This window comes from Corynebacterium qintianiae (assembly GCF_011038645.2).
Lineage (GTDB): Bacteria > Actinomycetota > Actinomycetes > Mycobacteriales > Mycobacteriaceae > Corynebacterium > Corynebacterium qintianiae.
In genome coordinates, this window is sequence record NZ_CP064955.1 from 620688 (window position 1) to 638528 (window position 17841).

General features: G+C 65.5%; 15 protein-coding genes. 4 read left to right on the plus strand and 11 right to left on the minus strand.

What is annotated here, in order from left to right; translation table 11 throughout:
- Positions 1–4 precede the first annotated feature (4 nt).
- The 4 genes from G7Y29_RS03090 to G7Y29_RS03105 are packed head-to-tail and all read right to left on the minus strand — an operon-like array spanning position 5 to position 2342.
- Positions 5–259 carry a mycoredoxin gene (locus tag G7Y29_RS03090; protein WP_165001932.1) on the minus strand — a complete coding sequence of 85 codons (255 nt, stop codon included), beginning with the start codon at positions 257–259 and terminating at the stop codon, positions 5–7.
- A gap of 3 nt (positions 260–262) precedes the next feature.
- Positions 263–742 (minus strand): dihydrofolate reductase, encoded by a 480-nt coding sequence (locus G7Y29_RS03095; RefSeq protein ID WP_165001933.1) that lies wholly within the window; start codon positions 740–742, stop codon positions 263–265.
- Positions 742–1542, minus strand: coding sequence for a thymidylate synthase (locus tag G7Y29_RS03100; protein WP_165001934.1), 801 nt, complete (start codon positions 1540–1542; stop codon positions 742–744). Before G7Y29_RS03100 ends, G7Y29_RS03095 begins: the two co-directional genes overlap by 1 nt.
- Positions 1543–1553: 11 nt before the next feature.
- The gene (locus G7Y29_RS03105) at positions 1554–2342 is read right to left on the minus strand and encodes a 3'(2'),5'-bisphosphate nucleotidase CysQ (protein ID WP_165001935.1); all 789 of its coding nucleotides are present in this window, start codon (positions 2340–2342) and stop codon (positions 1554–1556) included.
- Between the two features lie 32 nt (positions 2343–2374).
- Here G7Y29_RS03105 and G7Y29_RS03110 point away from each other — a divergent pair, with 32 nt between their 5' ends.
- Positions 2375–6958, plus strand: a complete 4584-nt coding sequence (locus G7Y29_RS03110; protein ID WP_165001936.1) for an ATP-dependent helicase — start codon at positions 2375–2377, stop codon at positions 6956–6958.
- On the opposite strand, the gene G7Y29_RS03115 is transcribed toward G7Y29_RS03110, so the two are convergent.
- Positions 6955–8460 carry an HNH endonuclease signature motif containing protein gene (locus G7Y29_RS03115; RefSeq protein ID WP_165001937.1) on the minus strand — a complete coding sequence of 502 codons (1506 nt, stop codon included), beginning with the start codon at positions 8458–8460 and terminating at the stop codon, positions 6955–6957. The two genes, G7Y29_RS03110 and G7Y29_RS03115, sit on opposite strands and share 4 nt — an antisense overlap.
- Before the next feature lie 77 nt (positions 8461–8537).
- Here G7Y29_RS03115 and G7Y29_RS03120 point away from each other — a divergent pair, with 77 nt between their 5' ends.
- Entirely contained in the window at positions 8538–9347 is an 810-nt protein-coding gene (locus G7Y29_RS03120; protein ID WP_165001938.1) for an Fpg/Nei family DNA glycosylase, read from the plus strand.
- Here G7Y29_RS03120 and G7Y29_RS03125 read toward each other — a convergent pair.
- Genes G7Y29_RS03125 through pgi form a run of 3 tightly spaced genes read right to left on the minus strand, consistent with a single transcriptional unit; the run spans position 9292 to position 13044 of the window.
- The gene (locus tag G7Y29_RS03125) at positions 9292–9930 is read right to left on the minus strand and encodes a DedA family protein (protein WP_165001939.1); all 639 of its coding nucleotides are present in this window, start codon (positions 9928–9930) and stop codon (positions 9292–9294) included. The two genes, G7Y29_RS03120 and G7Y29_RS03125, sit on opposite strands and share 56 nt — an antisense overlap.
- 15 nt (positions 9931–9945) lie before the next feature.
- Positions 9946–11433, minus strand: a complete 1488-nt coding sequence (locus G7Y29_RS03130) for a glutamate-cysteine ligase family protein (RefSeq protein WP_165001940.1) — start codon at positions 11431–11433, stop codon at positions 9946–9948.
- Entirely contained in the window at positions 11434–13044 is a 1611-nt protein-coding gene (gene pgi, locus G7Y29_RS03135; RefSeq protein WP_165001941.1) for a glucose-6-phosphate isomerase, read from the minus strand.
- Between the two features lie 51 nt (positions 13045–13095).
- On the opposite strand from pgi, the gene G7Y29_RS03140 reads away from it, so the two are divergent.
- A complete protein-coding gene (locus G7Y29_RS03140) occupies positions 13096–13401 on the plus strand; it encodes an antibiotic biosynthesis monooxygenase family protein (protein WP_165001942.1) in 306 nt (101 codons plus the stop codon).
- On the opposite strand, the gene G7Y29_RS03145 is transcribed toward G7Y29_RS03140, so the two are convergent.
- Positions 13398–13691: a chorismate mutase gene (locus tag G7Y29_RS03145; RefSeq protein ID WP_165001943.1), complete on the minus strand. Its 294-nt coding sequence runs from the start codon at positions 13689–13691 to the stop codon at positions 13398–13400. The genes G7Y29_RS03140 and G7Y29_RS03145 overlap by 4 nt on opposite strands.
- A gap of 61 nt (positions 13692–13752) precedes the next feature.
- On the opposite strand from G7Y29_RS03145, the gene pcrA reads away from it, so the two are divergent.
- A complete protein-coding gene (gene pcrA / locus G7Y29_RS03150) occupies positions 13753–16059 on the plus strand; it encodes a DNA helicase PcrA (protein WP_165001944.1) in 2307 nt (768 codons plus the stop codon).
- Here the strand turns inward: pcrA and G7Y29_RS03155 are convergent.
- Both G7Y29_RS03155 and G7Y29_RS03160 read right to left on the minus strand, forming a co-directional pair.
- Positions 16056–16757 carry a M23 family metallopeptidase gene (locus tag G7Y29_RS03155; RefSeq protein ID WP_165001945.1) on the minus strand — a complete coding sequence of 234 codons (702 nt, stop codon included), beginning with the start codon at positions 16755–16757 and terminating at the stop codon, positions 16056–16058. The two genes, pcrA and G7Y29_RS03155, sit on opposite strands and share 4 nt — an antisense overlap.
- Positions 16758–17024: 267 nt before the next feature.
- Complete coding sequence (locus G7Y29_RS03160) at positions 17025–17756, minus strand: M23 family metallopeptidase (protein ID WP_165001946.1); 732 nt, start codon at positions 17754–17756, stop codon at positions 17025–17027.
- Between the last annotated feature and the right edge of the window lie 85 nt (positions 17757–17841).

A 17841-nucleotide genomic window follows, 5' to 3' on the forward strand; every position in this document is an offset into this window, starting at 1 on the left:
AAGGTTAGCGCATGGCGTTGAACTTATCGACGACCGCCCCTACGCCCGGGTTCGTCTGATGCGTTCCGTCCGCGTAGCGCACCGTAGGCACGATGCGGTTGCCGTTGTTCACCGAGGCGACCCAGTCAGAGAACTCCTTGTTGGCGGGGTCATCGACATCGACGACCTCGTAGTCCACGTCTGTGCGCTTCAGACCGCCGAGCAGGGTGCGGCAGTAAGGGCACCAGCTGGTGGCGTAGACGGTCACAGGAGCAGACATAACTTAATTCCTTTCAAGGCGCTGGAACTGGTAGCGCAAACCGGTGGTCGATGTGAGCCACTCGGACTGCGACACGAGCTCGAAGTCACCGGGGATTCGTGGGGCGATGACGGCTTCGGGTCCGAGGACGTCGGCGTACGAGGCGTCGATAAGCGTGAGCTCAATGACGTCGACCTCGTCGAGCGTCGCCTCGAAGATTTGCGCGCCGCCGATGATCCAGGCGTCTGTCTGGATGTCCGGCAAGTCGCGGGAGACGAACGCGCCGTCGGACCACGCACCAGCCTCACGGGAGGACAGGATATGGTTCGGGCGCCCCGGCAGCGGGCGCTTGGGCAGGGCTTCCCACGTGCGGCGGCCCATGATGACGGGGTGGCCAAGCGTGATGTCCTTGAAGTGCTTCAAGTCCTCGGGCAGGTGCCAAGGCATGCCCGCGCCGTCGCCGATCACGCCGTCGAGGCTCTGCGCCCAGATCGCGCCTATCATTACACCGATACCTCCGCGGTGATGGTCGGGTGGGGGTCGTAACCGACGACCGAGATGTCCTCGAAGCCATAGTCGAACATGCTCGCCGCCTTGTGCAGCTCGAGCTGCGGGTAGGGCCGCGCCTCACGCGACAGCTGCTCGTTGACCTGCTCGACGTGGTTGTTGTAGATGTGGCAGTCGCCGCCCGTCCAGACCAGCTCGCCCACCTCAAGGCCCGCCTGCTGGGCGAACATGTGGGTGAGCAGCGCATAGGAGGCAATGTTGAAGGGCACACCGAGGAACATGTCGGCGGAGCGCTGGTACACCTGCATACTCAGCGTGCCGTCGGCGACGTAGAGCTGGAACAGCAGGTGGCAGGGCATAAGCGCCATCTTGTCCAGCTCGGAGACATTCCACGCCGACACGAGGTTCCGGCGCGACTCAGGGTCCTCGTGGAGCAGGCGAAGCGACTCCGCGATTTGGTCGATGTGGGAGCCATCCGGGGTGGGCCAGGAGCGCCACTGCACGCCGTAGACGGGGCCGAGCTCGCCGACGGGATCCGCCCACTCGTTCCAGATGCGGATGCCGTTGTCCTGCAGCCACGCCACGTTCGATTCGCCGCGCAGGAACCAGAGCAGCTCGCCCACGACTGCCTTAAAGTAGACCTTCTTGGTGGTCAAGAGCGGAAACGCCTCTGAGAGGTCGTAGCGCAGCTGGCGGCCGAACACGCTGCGCGTGCCGGTGCCGGTGCGGTCTCCCTTCGGCGTCCCGTTTTCCAAGACGTCGCGGAGCAGGTCTTCGTAGGGGGTGGGCACGCTCATGCGGTGTGACATTAGTGCTTGCCGGCAGGAGTGTCGAAAGAACCGCGCTCGGCAAGGTAGGTTGCGCAGGCCTCGAGGATCTCGTCCTTGAGCTCGGGGCGGCAGATCACAAGGTCCGGGATGTAGGTGTCCTTGTTGTTGTAGCGCAGCTCGGAGCCGTCGAGACGCGAAGCGTGCAAGCCAGCCGCCAGCGAGACGCCGACCGGCGCGGCCTGGTCCCATTCGTACTGGCCGCCGGCGTGGATGTAGGCGTCGTAGTCACCCAGCAGCACGTGCATCGCCTTCGCCCCGGCGGAACCGACCCCGACGGCTTCGAAGCCGAGCTTGTCGGCGACGAACTGCGCGACCTCCGGCGGGCGGTTGCGGGACAGAGCGATGCGGCGCGACAGGGGTCCCGAGACGTGGCGCACGTCGGAGGACTTGAACACCACACCGAGGTCGGGGAGGCCGACGGCGGCGTGGGTAGGCACGCCGTTCTCCACCAGCGCGACGTGCACGGCCCAGTCCTGGCGTCCGGTGGCGAACTCCTTGGTGCCGTCGAGTGGGTCGACGATCCAGACACGCTCCTTGGACAGGCGCTCCTGGTTGTCCGCGGCCTCCTCGGAGAGGAACCCGTCGTCAGGGCGATGCTGCGCGAGAACGCGGGCGATCCAGTTCTGGGCGAGGTCGTCGCCCGCCTCGCCGAGCTCGCGGCCACGGAGCAGGCCCACGCCGCGAATGCCCTTGAGAATCTCGCCCGTGCCCTGGGCGATGAGGTTCGTCAGACGCGAATCGGAGTGCTGGGAGTCCGCTACAGTCATGGCCCAAACATTACCCGGTTAAAGTGTCTCGCATGACCCGAAGCGTTCTGGACCGTTTCCACCCCCAGGTGGCAACGTGGTTCAGCGAGGTTTTCGCAGCTCCGACCGCTGTACAGGAGGGGGCGTGGGCCACGATTTCCCAGGGGGAGAACGCCCTGGTCGTCGCGCCGACCGGTTCGGGCAAAACCCTGGCGGCGTTTCTGTGGTCGCTCAACTCACTGGTGGAGAGGGCGGGCCAGCAGGCACTGCCTATCGACGGCGCGTTGAAGTCCACCCACGGCGGCGTGAAAGTCCTCTACATCTCGCCGCTGAAGGCCCTCGGTGTGGACGTGGAGAACAACCTGCGCGCCCCGCTCGGCGGCATCGCGCGCGTGGCGCAGCGCATGGGCATGGACACGCCCGACATCTCCGTCGGCGTACGCTCCGGCGACACCCCCCAGGCGGAGCGCAACCGCCAGGTGCGCAAGCCGCCGGACATCCTCATCACAACGCCGGAGTCGCTTTACCTCATGCTGACGTCGAAGGCGGCGGGGATCTTGAAATCGGTCGACACCGTCATCGTCGACGAGATCCACGCCCTCGCCGGCACGAAGCGCGGCGTCCACCTCTCCTTGTCGCTGGAGCGGCTGCAAAGAATAGCCGGAAACTTCCAGCGCATCGGCCTCTCCGCCACGGTGCGCCCGCTTGAGGCGGTGGCGAATTTCCTCGGCCCGCAGACCACCATCGTCAACCCTCCCGCGGAGAAGAAGTGGTCGCTCGACGTACACGTACCCGTCGAAGACATGAGTGACCTGCCCGTTCCTGAAGACGCCTCGACCATCGGGGAGGCGATCGTGGATGACCTGCTGGACGAGACCCCGACACCCAAAAGCATTTGGCCCCATATCGAGCGCGCGGTGTACGACAAGGTCATGGCGCACCGCTCCACCATCGTCTTCGTCAACTCGCGGCGCACGGCGGAAAGGCTCACCAGCCAGCTCAACGAGCTCTGGGCCAAGGAGCACGACCCGGAGAGCTTGAGCCCCGCTTTACGACGCCCACCCGCGCAGCTGATGAAGTCCGTCGACACCGCGGGCCACGCGCCAAGTATCATCGCCCGCGCCCACCACGGCTCGGTGTCGAAGGACGAGCGCCTGACCACCGAGACCATGCTCAAGGAGGGTTCGCTCAAGGCGGTAATTTCCACGTCATCGCTGGAGTTGGGCATCGACATGGGCGCCGTCGACCTAGTGATCCAGGTGGAGTCGCCGCCGTCGGTCGCCTCTGGTCTGCAGCGCGTCGGCCGCGCCGGGCACTCGGTGGGACAGGTTTCCCAAGGCGCGTTCTACCCGAAGCACCGCTCCGACCTCGTGCAGACCGCTGTCACCGTCCCCCGGATGCGCGCGGGGCTCATCGAGGAGCTGCACACTCCCGTCTCGCCGCTAGACGTGCTCACCCAGCAGACGGTGGCGGCGGTCGCTTTCGAGGATCTGGACGTGGATGAGTGGTACGACACCGTGCGCCGCGCCTGGCCGTACAGGAACCTTTCGCGCGACGTGTTTGACGCGGTCATCGATCTTGTGGTGGGGGTGTACCCCTCGACCGACTTCGCCGAGCTGCGGCCGCGCGCCATCCTGGAGGGCAACGTTCTCAAGGCCCGACCCGGCGCGCAGCGTGTCGCCGTGACCAACGCCGGCACGATCCCGGACCGCGGGATGTTCGGCGTGTTCCTGGTCGGCAACGATTCCGCACCCCGCCGCGTGGGTGAGCTGGACGAGGAGATGGTTTACGAGTCCCGCGTCGGCGACGTGTTCACCCTCGGCGCGTCGTCATGGCGCATCGAGAACATCACCCGCGACCAGGTTCAGGTCTCGCCCGCGCCGGGCCACACCGGGCGCCTTCCCTTCTGGACGGGCGATTCGCTCGGCAGGCCGTACGAGCTGGGCAAGGCGTTGGGGGAGTTCCGCAGAGAAGCCCGCTCCCAGCAGCTGGACCCCGCGCTGGACGACTTCGCACGCCGCAACCTCATCGCCTATCTCGGCGAGCAGGAGGAAGCCACCGGCATACTGCCCGACGACAAAACGCTGGTCCTCGAGCGATTTTCCGATGAGCTGGGGGATTGGCGCGTGGTGCTCCATTCGCCCTTCGGCAAAGGTGTCAACGCTGCGTGGGCCCTGGCCACGGGCTGGCGCATCTCGCAGGAGACGGGCATGGACGCCCAAGCGGTCGCGGGCGACGACGGCATCGTGTTGCGCCTTCCGCAGGGGGAGAAGGAGCCAGATGCCTCCCTTTTCGCCTTCGACGCCGACGAGATCGCCGACATTGTCACGGAGCAGGTCGGAAACTCCGCGCTGTTCGCCTCCCGCTTCCGCGAATGCGCCGCCCGCGCCCTGCTCCTGCCGCGGCGCAACCCCGGCAAGCGAGCGCCGCTGTGGCAGCAGCGCCAGCGCGCCGAGCAGCTTCTCGACGTCGCCCGCAACTACCCGTCGTTCCCCATCATCTTGGAGACGGTGCGTGAGTGTCTGCAGGACGTGTACGACTTGCCGTCGTTACGCGAGGTGATGGGGGATCTCAACACCCGCCGCATCCGCGTCGCCGAGGTCACCACGGAGCAGCCCAGCCCGTTCGCGTCCTCGCTGCTGTTCAACTACACCGGCGCGTTCATGTACGAAGGCGACACCCCGCTCGCTGAGAAGCGCGCCGCGGCGCTGTCTCTCGACCCGGCGCTTTTAGCCAAGCTGTTGGGCACCGTCGAGCTGCGCGAGCTTCTCGACGCCGACATCATCGCCGAGGTCGACGCCTCCCTGCGCCGGGTGGGCAAAGCAGAGACCTCCGAGCAGTTCGCCGACACCCTGCGCATCGTGGGTCCAGTCCCGCTCGACGACCTGTCGCTTTATACCTCGGTGCCGCTGGCGTCGCTCGAGGCGTCGCTAAGCACGCGCGTCATGTGGGTGCGCATCGGCGGGCGCGAGCACATCGCGCAGGCGCTCGACGCCCCTCTGCTTCGCGACGCCCTCGGTGTGCCCGTGCCGCCCGGTGTGCCCGCCCAGGTCGCGACCATCACAGACGCGCTGGCCCAGCTGGTGGGTCGGTGGGTGCGCACGCGCGGGCCGTTCGTGTTGCGTGATTTGGCTGACGCCTTCGGCCTCGCCGTCGGGGCCGCCTACTCCGCACTCCAGCCGCTCGTCGACTCCGGCAAGGTCATCGAGGGGCGCTACCGGCAGGGCGTGGACGACCAGGAGTACGTCGCCGCCGAGGTGCTGCGCATCATCCGCTCGCGCTCTCTGGCCGCCGCCCGCGCGCAAACGCGGCCGGTGTCCCAATCGGCGTTCGGCCGCTTTCTCTCCAGCTGGTCGCACGTCGCGCCCGCCTTTCAGAGGCCCGCGCTGCGCGGAGCGGACGGCGTGTACACCGTGCTCGAGCAACTTGCCGGGGTGCGCCTGCCCGCCTCAGCGTGGGAGTCCCACGTCCTGCCGTCCCGAGTGGGCGACTACTCACCGGCGATGCTCGACGAGCTGACCGCGTCCGGTGAGATCGCGATCGTGGGCGCGGGCAAGGCGGGCGCGCGCGACCCGTGGATCATGCTTCTACCCGCCGACTACGCCGGCCAGCTGATGCCCCAGGTCGAAGAACCCGCTCTGTCCCTGACCCAGTCACAGGTGATGGAAAAGGTGCGCGGCGGCGGAGGCTTCCTCTTCACCGATCTTCTGGAGAGCACGACCACCGAAGAGCTGCGGGAATCCATCTGGGATCTCGTCGAGGCCGGTTTTATCGCCCCCGATTCTTTCGCCCCCATCCGCGCGCGCCTGGCCGGCGGTTCGACTGCGCACCGCGCCAAGCGCCGCCCCTCGCGTTCCCGGGTGCGCACCGGCCGCACCTCATTCGCGACCCTGACCCCGCCGGACATGGTGGGCCGCTGGGCCGCCACCCCTCCTGTCGACCTTGATGCGACTCGCCGCTCCGTCGCGTTCGGCGAGGCGTGGTTGGACCGCTACGGAATTGTCACACGGGGCAGTGTCGTCGCCGAAGATGTTCTGGGCGGGTTCGCGCTGGCCTACAAGGTGCTCTCGGGCTTCGAGGAGTCGGGCAAGGCGATGCGCGGTTACCTCATTGAGGGCCTCGGCGCCTCGCAGTTCTCCACCCCCGCCACCATCGACCGACTGCGCGGCCACCAGGATTCCGACGACGTGGTCGGCTGGCCCTCGGGCACGCGCGAGCCGCACGTCTACGTCCTCGCGGCGACCGATCCCGCCAACCCCTACGGCGCGGCCCTGCCATGGCCCGCCCAAGGTCCCACCCGCTCGGCCGGAGCGATGGTCGTGCTTATCGACGGCCTCCTCGCCGCCCACATCACCCGCGGCGGCAAGACCATGACCACGTTTTTCGACCACTTCCCGGATGGTGTGGATGACCCCATGCCGCTCGTGGTCTCCGCGCTCGCTGACGCGGTGAACGCGGGCCGGATGAAGCCGCTGAGTGTGGAAAAGCTCAACGGGGACGCGGCGTTCTCGTTGAAGAACTACGGCGCGGTTGTGACCCACAAGGGTGCGAAGATCGGGGCAGGAAATGCTGCGCCACCCAAGCGCCGGGGCAGGAGCGTGTCGGAGGCGATGGAGGAGCTGAGTTTCGACGACTAGTAACCGCGGACGGCGCGCATGAACCTTTCGACGATCAGTTTGACGGGCGGGAGCAAAGCCTCCGCGTCCTCCAATGGCAGGTAATAGTAGTTTTGCGGGTCGGGGTACACGGGCTCGTCGAGATCCGGTTCGGGCGGCATCCAGGACAAGTCTTCGGGCATGGGGTGGAACTCGAAGATCAGGTCGTACTCTGTCTCCAGCTCCCTAATTCCGGCTATGCAGGCGTTGAAGTCGCCGTCCTGCTCGTACCGGTCGCACAGCGCGTGGCACTGCGCGTTGAAGCGGGCGACGCGCGCGCGGGCGGCGCGGTTGCTGGCCGGGCTGGACTTCCACCTCGGGTTCGACGGGGTGGTCTGGCCCCGCAGGATCCCCTTGTTCTCGCTTGCCAGCCAGGTTCCGTCAGCGAAAAGCCAGACGGTCTCGCCGGTGCTGGGATCGGGGATGTAAAAGGCGCGGCGGTCTGTCTTCAGGTTGTGGTGATGCTGGCACAGGCAAAACAGGTTGTCCGGGGTGGTTTCTCCTCCTTCGCCATAGGGGATGCGGTGGTCAAGCTGGCAGCGTTCCGCGGGTTTGTGGCATCTCGGGAACACGCATGTGCCGTCGCGTGCCCTGACGTAAGCGGCCATTCTAGGCGTCGGGGAGTAACCGGCGACACGCGAGGCGCGCACGTCGTCGAGGTTGACCTCCGTGTGCGGGAGATCGCGCAAAAGCTTATCTACGACCGCCGTGGCGTCCGCTCCCGTCCACCCGAAACCGGGCAGGTAGGCAGACGTGCCTGCTTGCCTCGCTCCGTCGACCCCCGGCGAGAAAATGTTGAGCACCGGGTTCGGGGCGGGGGTGAATTCCCCGGTGAGGAGCTTGACCATCGTTTCGGCGCGGCCGAGATTATTCTCCTTTGCGGTTGCGTCGAGGAACGCACCCACGCAGGCCATAGTTGCAGTATCGGCAACAAGAGTCAGGGCAGTCCGTTCACCGTAATCCTCGGCGACCGGATGGAACGCCGCGGTCGCGGCTTTGGACGCCTCTCGCTTGCGCCGCTTCTTGGGGTTGAAATTGACGGATGCGTCGATCTCCGCGACGAGGCGGCGGAGCCGGCGGGTGATGCTCCACGGGCTGGGTAGTGCCTGACCGGCGCGGGTGAGGGTAAACATGTCTACCAGCGCGTCATCGAACACAGAAAATGTTTCCGTATCGGCCTCCGGGGGCAGTACGCGTAGCGTCTTGTCGATGGCGGCGAGCCGGGGGACGTCGAGAAGCTTGTGTTCCTCATGCATGGTGCGCAATCGCGGCAGATCGCGGAGACGGCTGTACCCGTCAATACCAGCTTCGACGAAGCTCTTGCCCCGCTGGGTCAGTGCCATGAGCTGTGTAACTTCGATGTCGTAGTCGCCGTCTAAGCTGTGGGCATGATCTGCGGAATATGCGCAAAAGACCAGGTATTCGCCCTCGATGATCAGCCGGGCGCCGGCTGCGCGAGAACCCTCGAGTGTCGTGGTTTGCATGTCTCCCCCTTTCTTTGAACGCCATTGTATAGAACACTAGTTCGATAGTCAAGCCCCCAGGAAAGAATTTTTGAGTTATGCCCGAAGGTGATTCCGTCTACCAGCTCTCCAAGCGACTGCAGTTCATGGCCGGCCGCGAGGTCACTCATACGAGCCTGCGGGTGCCGCGCTTCGCCACCGTGGACTTCACGGGCCTTGCCTGCGACAAAGTGTGGCCCTACGGCAAGCACCTGTTCATGCAGTTCGGGCCCGAAATCCTGCACACACACCTGAAGATGGAGGGCACGTGGTCAATGCACCGCGCCGGCGCGCGCTGGCGCAAACCGGGCCACACCGCGCGCGTGGTGCTGCGCCTCGCCGACGCGAAGGGCGACATCGAACTCGTCGGCCACGAACTCGGGCTTGTCGACGTCTTCCCGGCCCGCGAATACTCCGCTCGAATGGGCTACCTGGGACCCGACATGCTGGCGGAGGACTTCGACCACGACGAGGTGGTCAGACGCATTACCTCACAGCCCGATATGGAGATCGGCCGGGCGCTGCTGGACCAGAAGAACGCGGCGGGCATCGGCAACGAGTACCGGGCGGAGATTGGGTTTTTGGCGGGGACGCATCCGGCTCGGCTGGTGCGTGAGGTGGACGTCGACAAGCATGTGCGGCTCGCGAGGAGGCTGATGTGGGCGAACAAAGACTCCCCGGTGCGCGTGACCACGGGGGTCAAGCGCGCCGGGGAGACGAGCTATGTGTTCGGCCGCAATAACAAGCCGTGCCGCAGGTGCACCGCGCTTATCACCAAAGGTTTCCTCGGCGGCTCGGGCGACCTGGAGCGGGTTATCTGGTGGTGTCCGGACTGCCAGCCGCCCGGTCCTTCATGGCGCGGCGAATGAAGAACGCCAGGATGCCAACGATGATCAGGGCCAAGATGAGATAGACGACGTTGGAGTAGGTGTTCACGTACTCCTCCACGATGTGCCAGTTGTCGCCGAGGAAGTAGCCCAAGGTGATCAAGATGGCGTTCCAGATCGCGGAACCGAGCGTCGTCCACAAGCCGAAGGCCAGAAGGTTCATCCGGTCCAGGCCGGCGGGGATGGAGATCAGTGAGCGGACGCCGGGGATGAGGCGGCCGAAAAACACCGAAACCTTGCCGTACTTGTCGAACCACGCCAGGGCGTTGTCCACGTCGGAGCCCTTGACCAGCCACATCCACTCCGCGATGGCGCGCAGCCGCTTCGCGCCCAGCCAGGCGCCGAGACCGTAGAGCAGGTACGCGCCGGCCACGGACCCGATCAGAGACCAGATGAACACCGAGGCGAAGTTCAGCGAGCCCTGCGCGACCGTGAACCCGGCCAGCGGCAGGACCACCTCGGAGGGAATCGGCGGGAAGAGATTCTCCGCGAGGATTGCGAGGCCGACGCCGGGGGCGCCGATGACTTCCATGAGGTTGACGAGCCAGTCGATAATTGCCTGCATTCCGCTTATTGTGCCCTACCCGACCGACGTCGACCAAGTGTGAACCGGCGAGCCACTTTCCTGATTCACCAGGTATTGCCTGACAACCCTCTGCAGCGCCTCATCGCGCTGCGGGGTGTCGGGCCGCGACCCTGCACCCGCCTCGGTGAGTGCGGCCAGCTGCCACGTGGCTCCGTTCTGGCGGTTGACCACGCGGCCCTCGATGATACTGAGGTACTCATCGATGCAGTCGGTGTCGACGCCTAGCGCGGTGAGGCCCTGGCGGGCGTCGTCAAGCAAATACGTCTTCACCAGCTCGGCGACGTCGATCGTGCCCAGGGTCGGCCAGTCCATGCGCGCGGTGAGCCCGTCGCGAGCGCCAGCGAGGAAGTTGCGCTCGGCAGTGGCGAAGCTCATGCGCGACCAGACGGGGCGCGTCTGCTCGGCGAGGTACTTGACCAAGCCGTAGTAGAACGCGGCGTCGGCGATGATGTCTTTGACCGTCGGGCCGGCGGGCAGAAGACGATTTTCCACGCGGATGTGCGAAAGTTCGCCGTTGGGATCGTAGATCGGGCGGTTCCAACGCCACACGGTGCCGTTCTGCAGGTTGAGGTAGTGCAGGCCCGGGTTGTCGCCGGACATCACCGGCTTGCCAGCCTCGACCCGGCCCTCGGGCAGCAGCGGCGAGAAGTAGCGTACGTTCTCCTCGAACAAGTCAAACACGGAAGTGATCCATCGCTCGCCGAACCACACGCGCGGGCGCACACCCTGGTTGATCAGCTCCTGGGTGCGCGTGTCGATGGACTGCTGAAATACCGGGATGCGCGACTCGTGCCACAAGCGGCGCCCCATGAACAACGGGGAGTTCGCGCCGACGGCCGCCTGGACTCCCGCGATCGCCTGCGAAGCGTTCCAGGCGTCGGCGAAGCGGTTCGGTGCGACCTGCAGGTGCAGCTGCATCGACGTGCACGTCGACTCGGTAGAAATCTCCTCGAAGTCGTGCCGGTAGCTCTCCATCCGGTTGACGTCGATGTGCAAGAGCTCGCCGCGCGACTCCATGATGCAATTGTTCAGTCCGCGGTAGCGGTGCTCGTTGGTGATCCACGCCGGGTCCTCCAGGAACTCGGTGGTCACCGTCGGCAGTGTGCCGATCATCGCGACGTGTGCGCCAGCCTCACGTGCTGCACTCTTGACCGCGTCCAAGCGTTGTCTCAACCCGCTCTCCAGCGTGCGCAGACCGTCGCCGTCGAGACTCTGCGGCGGAAGGTTCAGCTCCACGTTGTACGAGCCGATCTCGGACTGGTACTCGTCGCTAAGCCGCGACAACACCTCCTGGTTGAGGGAGGCGGGCTGCATGGCGTCGTCGACGAGATTGAGCTCCAGCTCGAGGCCGATCGTGCCGTGGCTGACGAACTCGGCCTGCTGCAGGTGGCGGTCAAACACCTCGAGCTCGTCCTCGAGGCGCTTACGGTAGACCGTGCGCTGCCTGGGCGTATAGCGGTCCGTGGAGATTGAGTCACCCATCTACTTCGCGCCCGTGTACCAGGTGATTAGCGCGTCGGTCGAGGAGTCTCCGGTGTCCGGTTCCACCTCACCCGCCACAGCTGCGGCGAGATCGTTCGCTTGCTGCTTGCCCAGCTCCACACCCCACTGGTCGAAGGCGTTGATGTCCCAGATCACGGACTCGGTGAAGGTGATGTGCTCGTACAGCGCGATCAGCGCACCGAGCACGCGCGGGGTCAGCTCCTCGGCGAGGATCGTCGTGGTCGGGCGGTTGCCGGGCATCACCTTATGGGGGGCGAGCTGCTTGTCGACGCCCTCCCCGACGATCTCGGACTCAGACTTGCCGAAAGCCAGGACCTTCGTCTGCGCGAACATGTTGCCCATCAGCAGGTCGTGCATCGAACCGGTCCCGTCAGCCGCCGGGAGGTCCTGCTTCGGGGTGGCGAAGCCGATGAAATCGGCCGGGATCATCGTCGTGCCTTGGTGGATGAGCTGGTAAAAGGCGTGCTGGCCGTTGGTGCCGGGCTCGCCCCAGAAGATCTCACCCGTGTCGTAGGTGACCATCTGGCCGTCGCGGGTGACGGACTTGCCATTGGACTCCATCGTCAGCTGCTGCAGGTAGGCGGGGAAGCGGGAGAGGTCCTCGGAGTAGGGGAGCACGGCATGGGTCTGGGCCTTGTGAAAGTTGCGGTACCAGACGTTGATCAAGCCCATCAGGGCTGGGACATTCTCGCTGAGGTCAGCGGTGCGGAAGTGCTCGTCGACCGCGCGGAAGCCCTCGAGGAAACGCATGAAGTCGAGCGGGCCGATGACGCACATCAGAGACAACCCGATGGCGGAGTCGACGGAGTAACGCCCGCCCACCCAGTCCCAGAACGGGAACATGTTGTTGGTGTCGATGCCGAACTCCGCGACCTTTTCGGCGTTGGTGGACACGGCGACGAAGTGCTCGGCGATCACGGACTCGTCGCCGTCGAAACGCTCGAGCAGCCAGCGCTTCGCGGCGTGCGCGTTGGCCAATGTCTCCTGCGTGGTGAAGGTTTTCGACGCCACGACGAAAAGCGTCTCCTCCGGGACGCAGTTGTCCAGCACGCTGACCATGTCCGCCGGATCGACGTTGGAGACGAATTCGGCTGTAATCCCCGCGGTTGCGTAGGCGCGCAGTGCCTTGGCAGCCATCGCGGGGCCCAGGTCGGATCCGCCGATGCCGATGTTGACTACTTTCTTGATGGGCCCGGAGCGCAACGCCGAGGCGAAATCGCGCATGCGGCCGAGGACCTCGTGCACGTCCGCGGCGGCGTCCTGGCCATCGACGGTGAGGTCATCCTCCACGGGGATGCGCAGCGCGGTGTGCAGCACGGCGCGGTCCTCGGTGTTGTTGATGTGCGCGCCGGTGAACATGTCCTCGATGCGTTCCTTGAGACCCGCTTGCTCAGCGAGCTCTATAAGGGCGTGGACGATGTCGTCGTCGATAAGATTTTTCGACAGGTCGACGTGCAGGCCAGCGGCATCGAAAGTGTACTTGTTGGCCCGCTGATCATCTGCGGCGAACAGGTCACGGAGGGTGTCGGTTTTCTCGGCGTGCAGCTTGTCGAGGTTTTTCCAGGCTGGCGTGGCGGTGATGTCAGTCATGGTGTCAACGCTAGTCAAAAACAGAGCGCCGAGAGGGCATAATGGGGACCTATGAGTATCGTAAAAATCAACGCTATTTCCGTGCCGGCCGGCGGCGGCGAGGAGCTGGAACGCCGGTTCGCCGCCCGCAAGCACGCGATTGATTCGCAGCCGGGATTCGAGGGCTTCCAACTCCTGCGTCCCGTCAAGGGGGAGGACCGCTACTTTGTGGTGACCCGCTGGGCCGACCAGGAGTCCTACGACGCGTGGTGGGCGGGCGAGGGCCGCGGCGCCCACTCGGGTTCCGGAAAGCCTGTGGCTTCTCAGGCGCAGCTGCTCGAGTTCGAGGTGGCGCTCGACTCGCTCGAGCGGGACTAGCCCAGCTTCCCCCGTCCGAGGCGCAGCAGGATCGCGGCGAGGGCCGGGCCTTCCTCGCCAAGTTCGTCGCGGAATTGGTTGATGATCGCGACCTCGCGGGTGTGCACGAGACGCGTCCCGCCGGAGCCCATGCGGGTTTTGCCGATTGCGCGGGAAACCTCCGAGCGCCGTTTCACCGCGTCCAGGATCACGCGGTCGAGCCTGTCGATCTCCTGGCGGTACTTCTGAATCTCGGCGTCCGACAACGGGTCGTCGGTTCCGGAGGGCATGCGGATCTCGAACTCGCTCATGGGTGGCCATTATGCCACCTAGAAGGCCATGTCGGGTCATGATTGTAGGGTTAGGGTCATCATGAACACAGATCTGGTTTTGGGACTCAACCCGCAGCAGGAAGCCGCCGTCAAGCACCAGGGCGGCCCGCTGCTCATTATCGCCGGTGCTGGCTCCGGCAAGACCGCGGTGCTCACCCGCAGGATCGCGTACCTCCTGCGGGAGCGGGGGGTGGCACCGTGGCAAATCCTGGCCATTACCTTCACCAACAAGGCCGCCGCAGAGATGAAGGAGCGGGTTGCCGGTCTTGTCGGGCCCGAGGCCGAGCGCATGTGGGTGGCCACGTTCCACTCGGTGTGCGTGCGGATTCTGCGCCAGCAAGCGCAGCTCGTGCCGGGGCTGAACACCAACTTCTCCATCTACGACTCGGACGACTCACGCCGGTTGCTGTCGATGATCGCCAAGGACTACAACCTGGATTTGAAGAAGTTCTCCGCGCGGACGCTGGCCAACGCCATTTCGAACCTGAAAAACGAGCTGGTGGGGCCGGAGGAGGCGCTGCGGCGGGCCGAGCAGATCCGTAATCCCTTCGACATTACGGTGGCCCGGGTGTTCGCGGAGTACCAGCAGCGGCTGCGTCAGTCCAACGCCCTCGACTTCGACGACCTCATCGGTGAAGTCGTCCGGATCTTCAAGGAGCACCCTCAGGTCACGGAGTACTACCGCCGACGCTTCCGCCACGTGCTGGTGGACGAGTACCAGGACACCAACCACGCCCAGTACGAACTGATCCACACCCTGGTCGGTTCCGGCGCGGACGCGCCGGAGCTCGCCGTGGTGGGCGACTCGGACCAGTCCATCTACGCGTTCCGCGGCGCGACGATCCGCAACATCGAGGAGTTCGAGCGTGACTACCCGAACGCGACCACGGTTCTGCTCGAGCAGAACTACCGCTCCACCCAAAATATCCTCTCCGCGGCCAACGCCGTCATCGCGCAGAACGAGGGCCGCCGGCCGAAGAACCTCTGGACATCACATGGAGCTGGCGACCAAATCGTCGCCTACGTCGCTGATAACGAACACGACGAGGCCCGCTTCGTCGCCAGCGAAATCGACCGATTGGCGGACGAGGGGTACCCGTACAGCGACATTGCGGTGATGTACCGCACCAACAACGCTTCGCGCGCGCTGGAGGACATCTTCATCCGCTCCGGCATCCCGTACAAGGTGGTGGGCGGCACACGATTCTACGAGCGCCGCGAGATCCGCGACATCGTCGCCTACATGAAAGTGCTGGACAATCCGGATGACACGGTCAGCCTGCGGCGTATCGTCAACGTTCCAAAGCGTGCAATCGGTGACAAGGCGCAGGCGATGGTGGCGCTGCACGCACAGAATGCGGGGGTCAGTTTCGGGCAGGCGCTTGTCGACGCCGCGGCGGGCGACGTTGGCATGCTTGCCGCGCGGTCCAAGAACGCCATCGTCGGCTTTGTCGAGTTGCTCGACGGGTTGCGCGCCGAGCTTCCCGCGCTGAAGAACGAGGTCACCGGAATGCCCGACCTCGGCCAGGTAGTAACCCGCATATTGGAAGCCACGGGTTACCGCGCGGAGCTGGAAGCGTCGAACGACCCGCAGGACGGGTCGCGCCTGGACAACCTCAACGAGCTCGTCTCGGTCGCCCGGGAGTTTTCCTCGGAGGCGGCCAACCAGATCGCCTACATGAGCCAGGAAGAGCTCGATAGCGTCTTGGAGGAGGGTGAGCCGGCGCCGGGGTCGCTCCAGGCGTTCTTGGAGCGTGTCTCGCTGGTGGCGGACGCCGACCAACTGCCGGACAGCGAGCAAGGGGTTGTCACCCTGATGACGCTGCACACCGCCAAGGGCTTGGAGTTCCCCCACGTGTTCGTGACCGGGTGGGAGGACGGGCAGTTCCCCCACTTGCGCGCGCTGGGGGATCCGGCCGAGCTGGCGGAGGAGCGTCGATTAGCTTACGTCGGCATCACCCGCGCGAAAAAGCGTCTGTACCTGACCCGGGCGATGCTGCGGTCGTCGTGGGGTTCCCCGGTGACGAACCCCGCCAGCCGCTTCCTCGCGGAGATCCCGGAGGAGCTCCTCGACTGGCGCAGGGTGGAACCGGAGCGCACGTTCACCTCCGACGCGTGGGGCACCCCCGCCCGCGCGCCCCGGCGCCGCACCGCGAGTTCGGGAACCCGGGTAAACAAGAACCTCCAGCTCGCCCCGGGGGACCGCGTCAACCATGCCAAGTACGGGCTGGGCACCGTCGAGTCCGTGGAGGGCTCTGGTGTGCGGGAGACCGTGGTGATCGACTTCGGCTCGTCCGGCACAGTGCGGCTGATGCTCATCGGCGGGGTGCCGATGGAGAAGCTTTAAATCCGGATTCCCTGGTTGTTAAGCCACACCTGCGGGTCGACCTGGTTGACACCGTCCGGCTTGATTTCGAAGTGGAGGTGGGGGCCGGTCGAGCGGCCCTCGTTGCCGATGGTGGCGATCTGCTCACCCGCGGAGACGCGCTGGCCCACGGAGACGTCGTAGTGGCGCATGTGGCCGTAGACGGAGACCTCGCCGCCGTCGTGCTTGACCACGACCCAGTTGCCGAAACCCTGCGCCGGACCCGCGTTGATGACGGTGCCGTCCATCACGGCATAGATCGGTGTGCCCGCGTCGTTGGCGATGTCGATGCCCTGGTGCATACGGCCCCAGCGAGGGCCGAAGCCGGAGCTGAGGCGACCCGTCGACGGGGTGACCACGGTGCGGCCGTCGGATGTTCGGCCGGTCTGGTAGGCGACAGAGTCTGCCCCGACGGGCGGAACGATCTGGATAGTCCCGGGCGGGACATTTAGCAGCTGCTCTTCTGCGCGAGGGTCGAACACGATGGTGTGGTCGCCAGCGGTGATTGTCGCACCGGTGGTGAAGATTTGCGCAGCGGCGGCGGCGAGTGCGCCGGCGATCTGGGTGTCGCCGGTCGCAGGAGAGCCGTCGAGGTTGACGGTCAGCGCGTGGGCGGGGTCCGCGATTGCCGTGAGCGACAAGGCCGCGGTGACGGCGGCTGTGAGCAGATGTCGTTTCATAACTTCCGGGTTCCTCGCGTGTCGGGGTAGGAAAAGCGAACAGGCATAGAACTTAACCCCCCACATGGGGTCAAGCAACGGCGTGACATGGGCTTTTATCGAATTTCTGTTCGCCCCCGCCGGAAAAGTGCAGCGTAAGGCGTGTGTTACTAATGTGGAAATTGTTACTAAAGTGATTGGGCTCGGGGGTGGTCTGAATTACCCCCGGGCGTCGGTACGCGCACGCAAAACCCCGCTCCGGGGGAGCGGGGTGAGGTCGGGAATGGCTTAGAGTGTGATGCCGCGGGCCGCGAGCCACGGCACCGGGTCGACCGGGGTTGTTCCGTCGGGGTGGACCTCGAAGTGGAGGTGAGTGCCGGTGGAGAACCCGCGGTTGCCCATGCCGGCAATCTGCTGGCCAGCTCGCACGCGCTCACCTACGGCGACATTCAAGGTCTCCACATGGCCGTAGACCGTCACGGTTCCGTCGTCATGCTTCAGGCGGACCCACTGGCCGTAACCCTGGGCCGGACCGGAGTCGATTACGGTACCGTCCATGACCGCGAGGATCGGGGTGTTGGTCACGTTCGCAATGTCGATCCCGGCGTGGAACGCCCCCCAACGCGGGCCGAAACCGGATGTAAAGGCGCCCTCAGCAGGCTTGATGCTCGAAGGGGCGCGGAGCAGCTCGTCCGCCTTGGCCACGATCTCCGAGTGCTGGACAGCCTTGTCCAGCTGGCTGGAGAGGTTCTCCACCGGCTTGTACTCGGCAATCGCGAGGATCTGCGGAGCGGACTCGGCAGACGGCACCTCGGCGTCCACGACGTCGGCGTCGGCCGCTAGCTCGAAGTCCGCGGTGGGCTCGGTGACCTTGTCGGACTGGATGGCTGCTGCGGCGGCGCCGGAGACGCCAGCAGTGGAGACGGCGCCAGTGGCGACGGCAACAAGAGCGACGCGTCCCTTGTTGGGGGACTGCTTACGGTGCTTGCCGCCCTGGCGTGCCTTCGTGGAATTGAACATGTAGTCCTCTTCAGTCTGTCCGCTGGATTCCGTTCCGTGAAAGGATTGTGACCTTCCCGTTATCTACGAAGGGATACTGTAACGG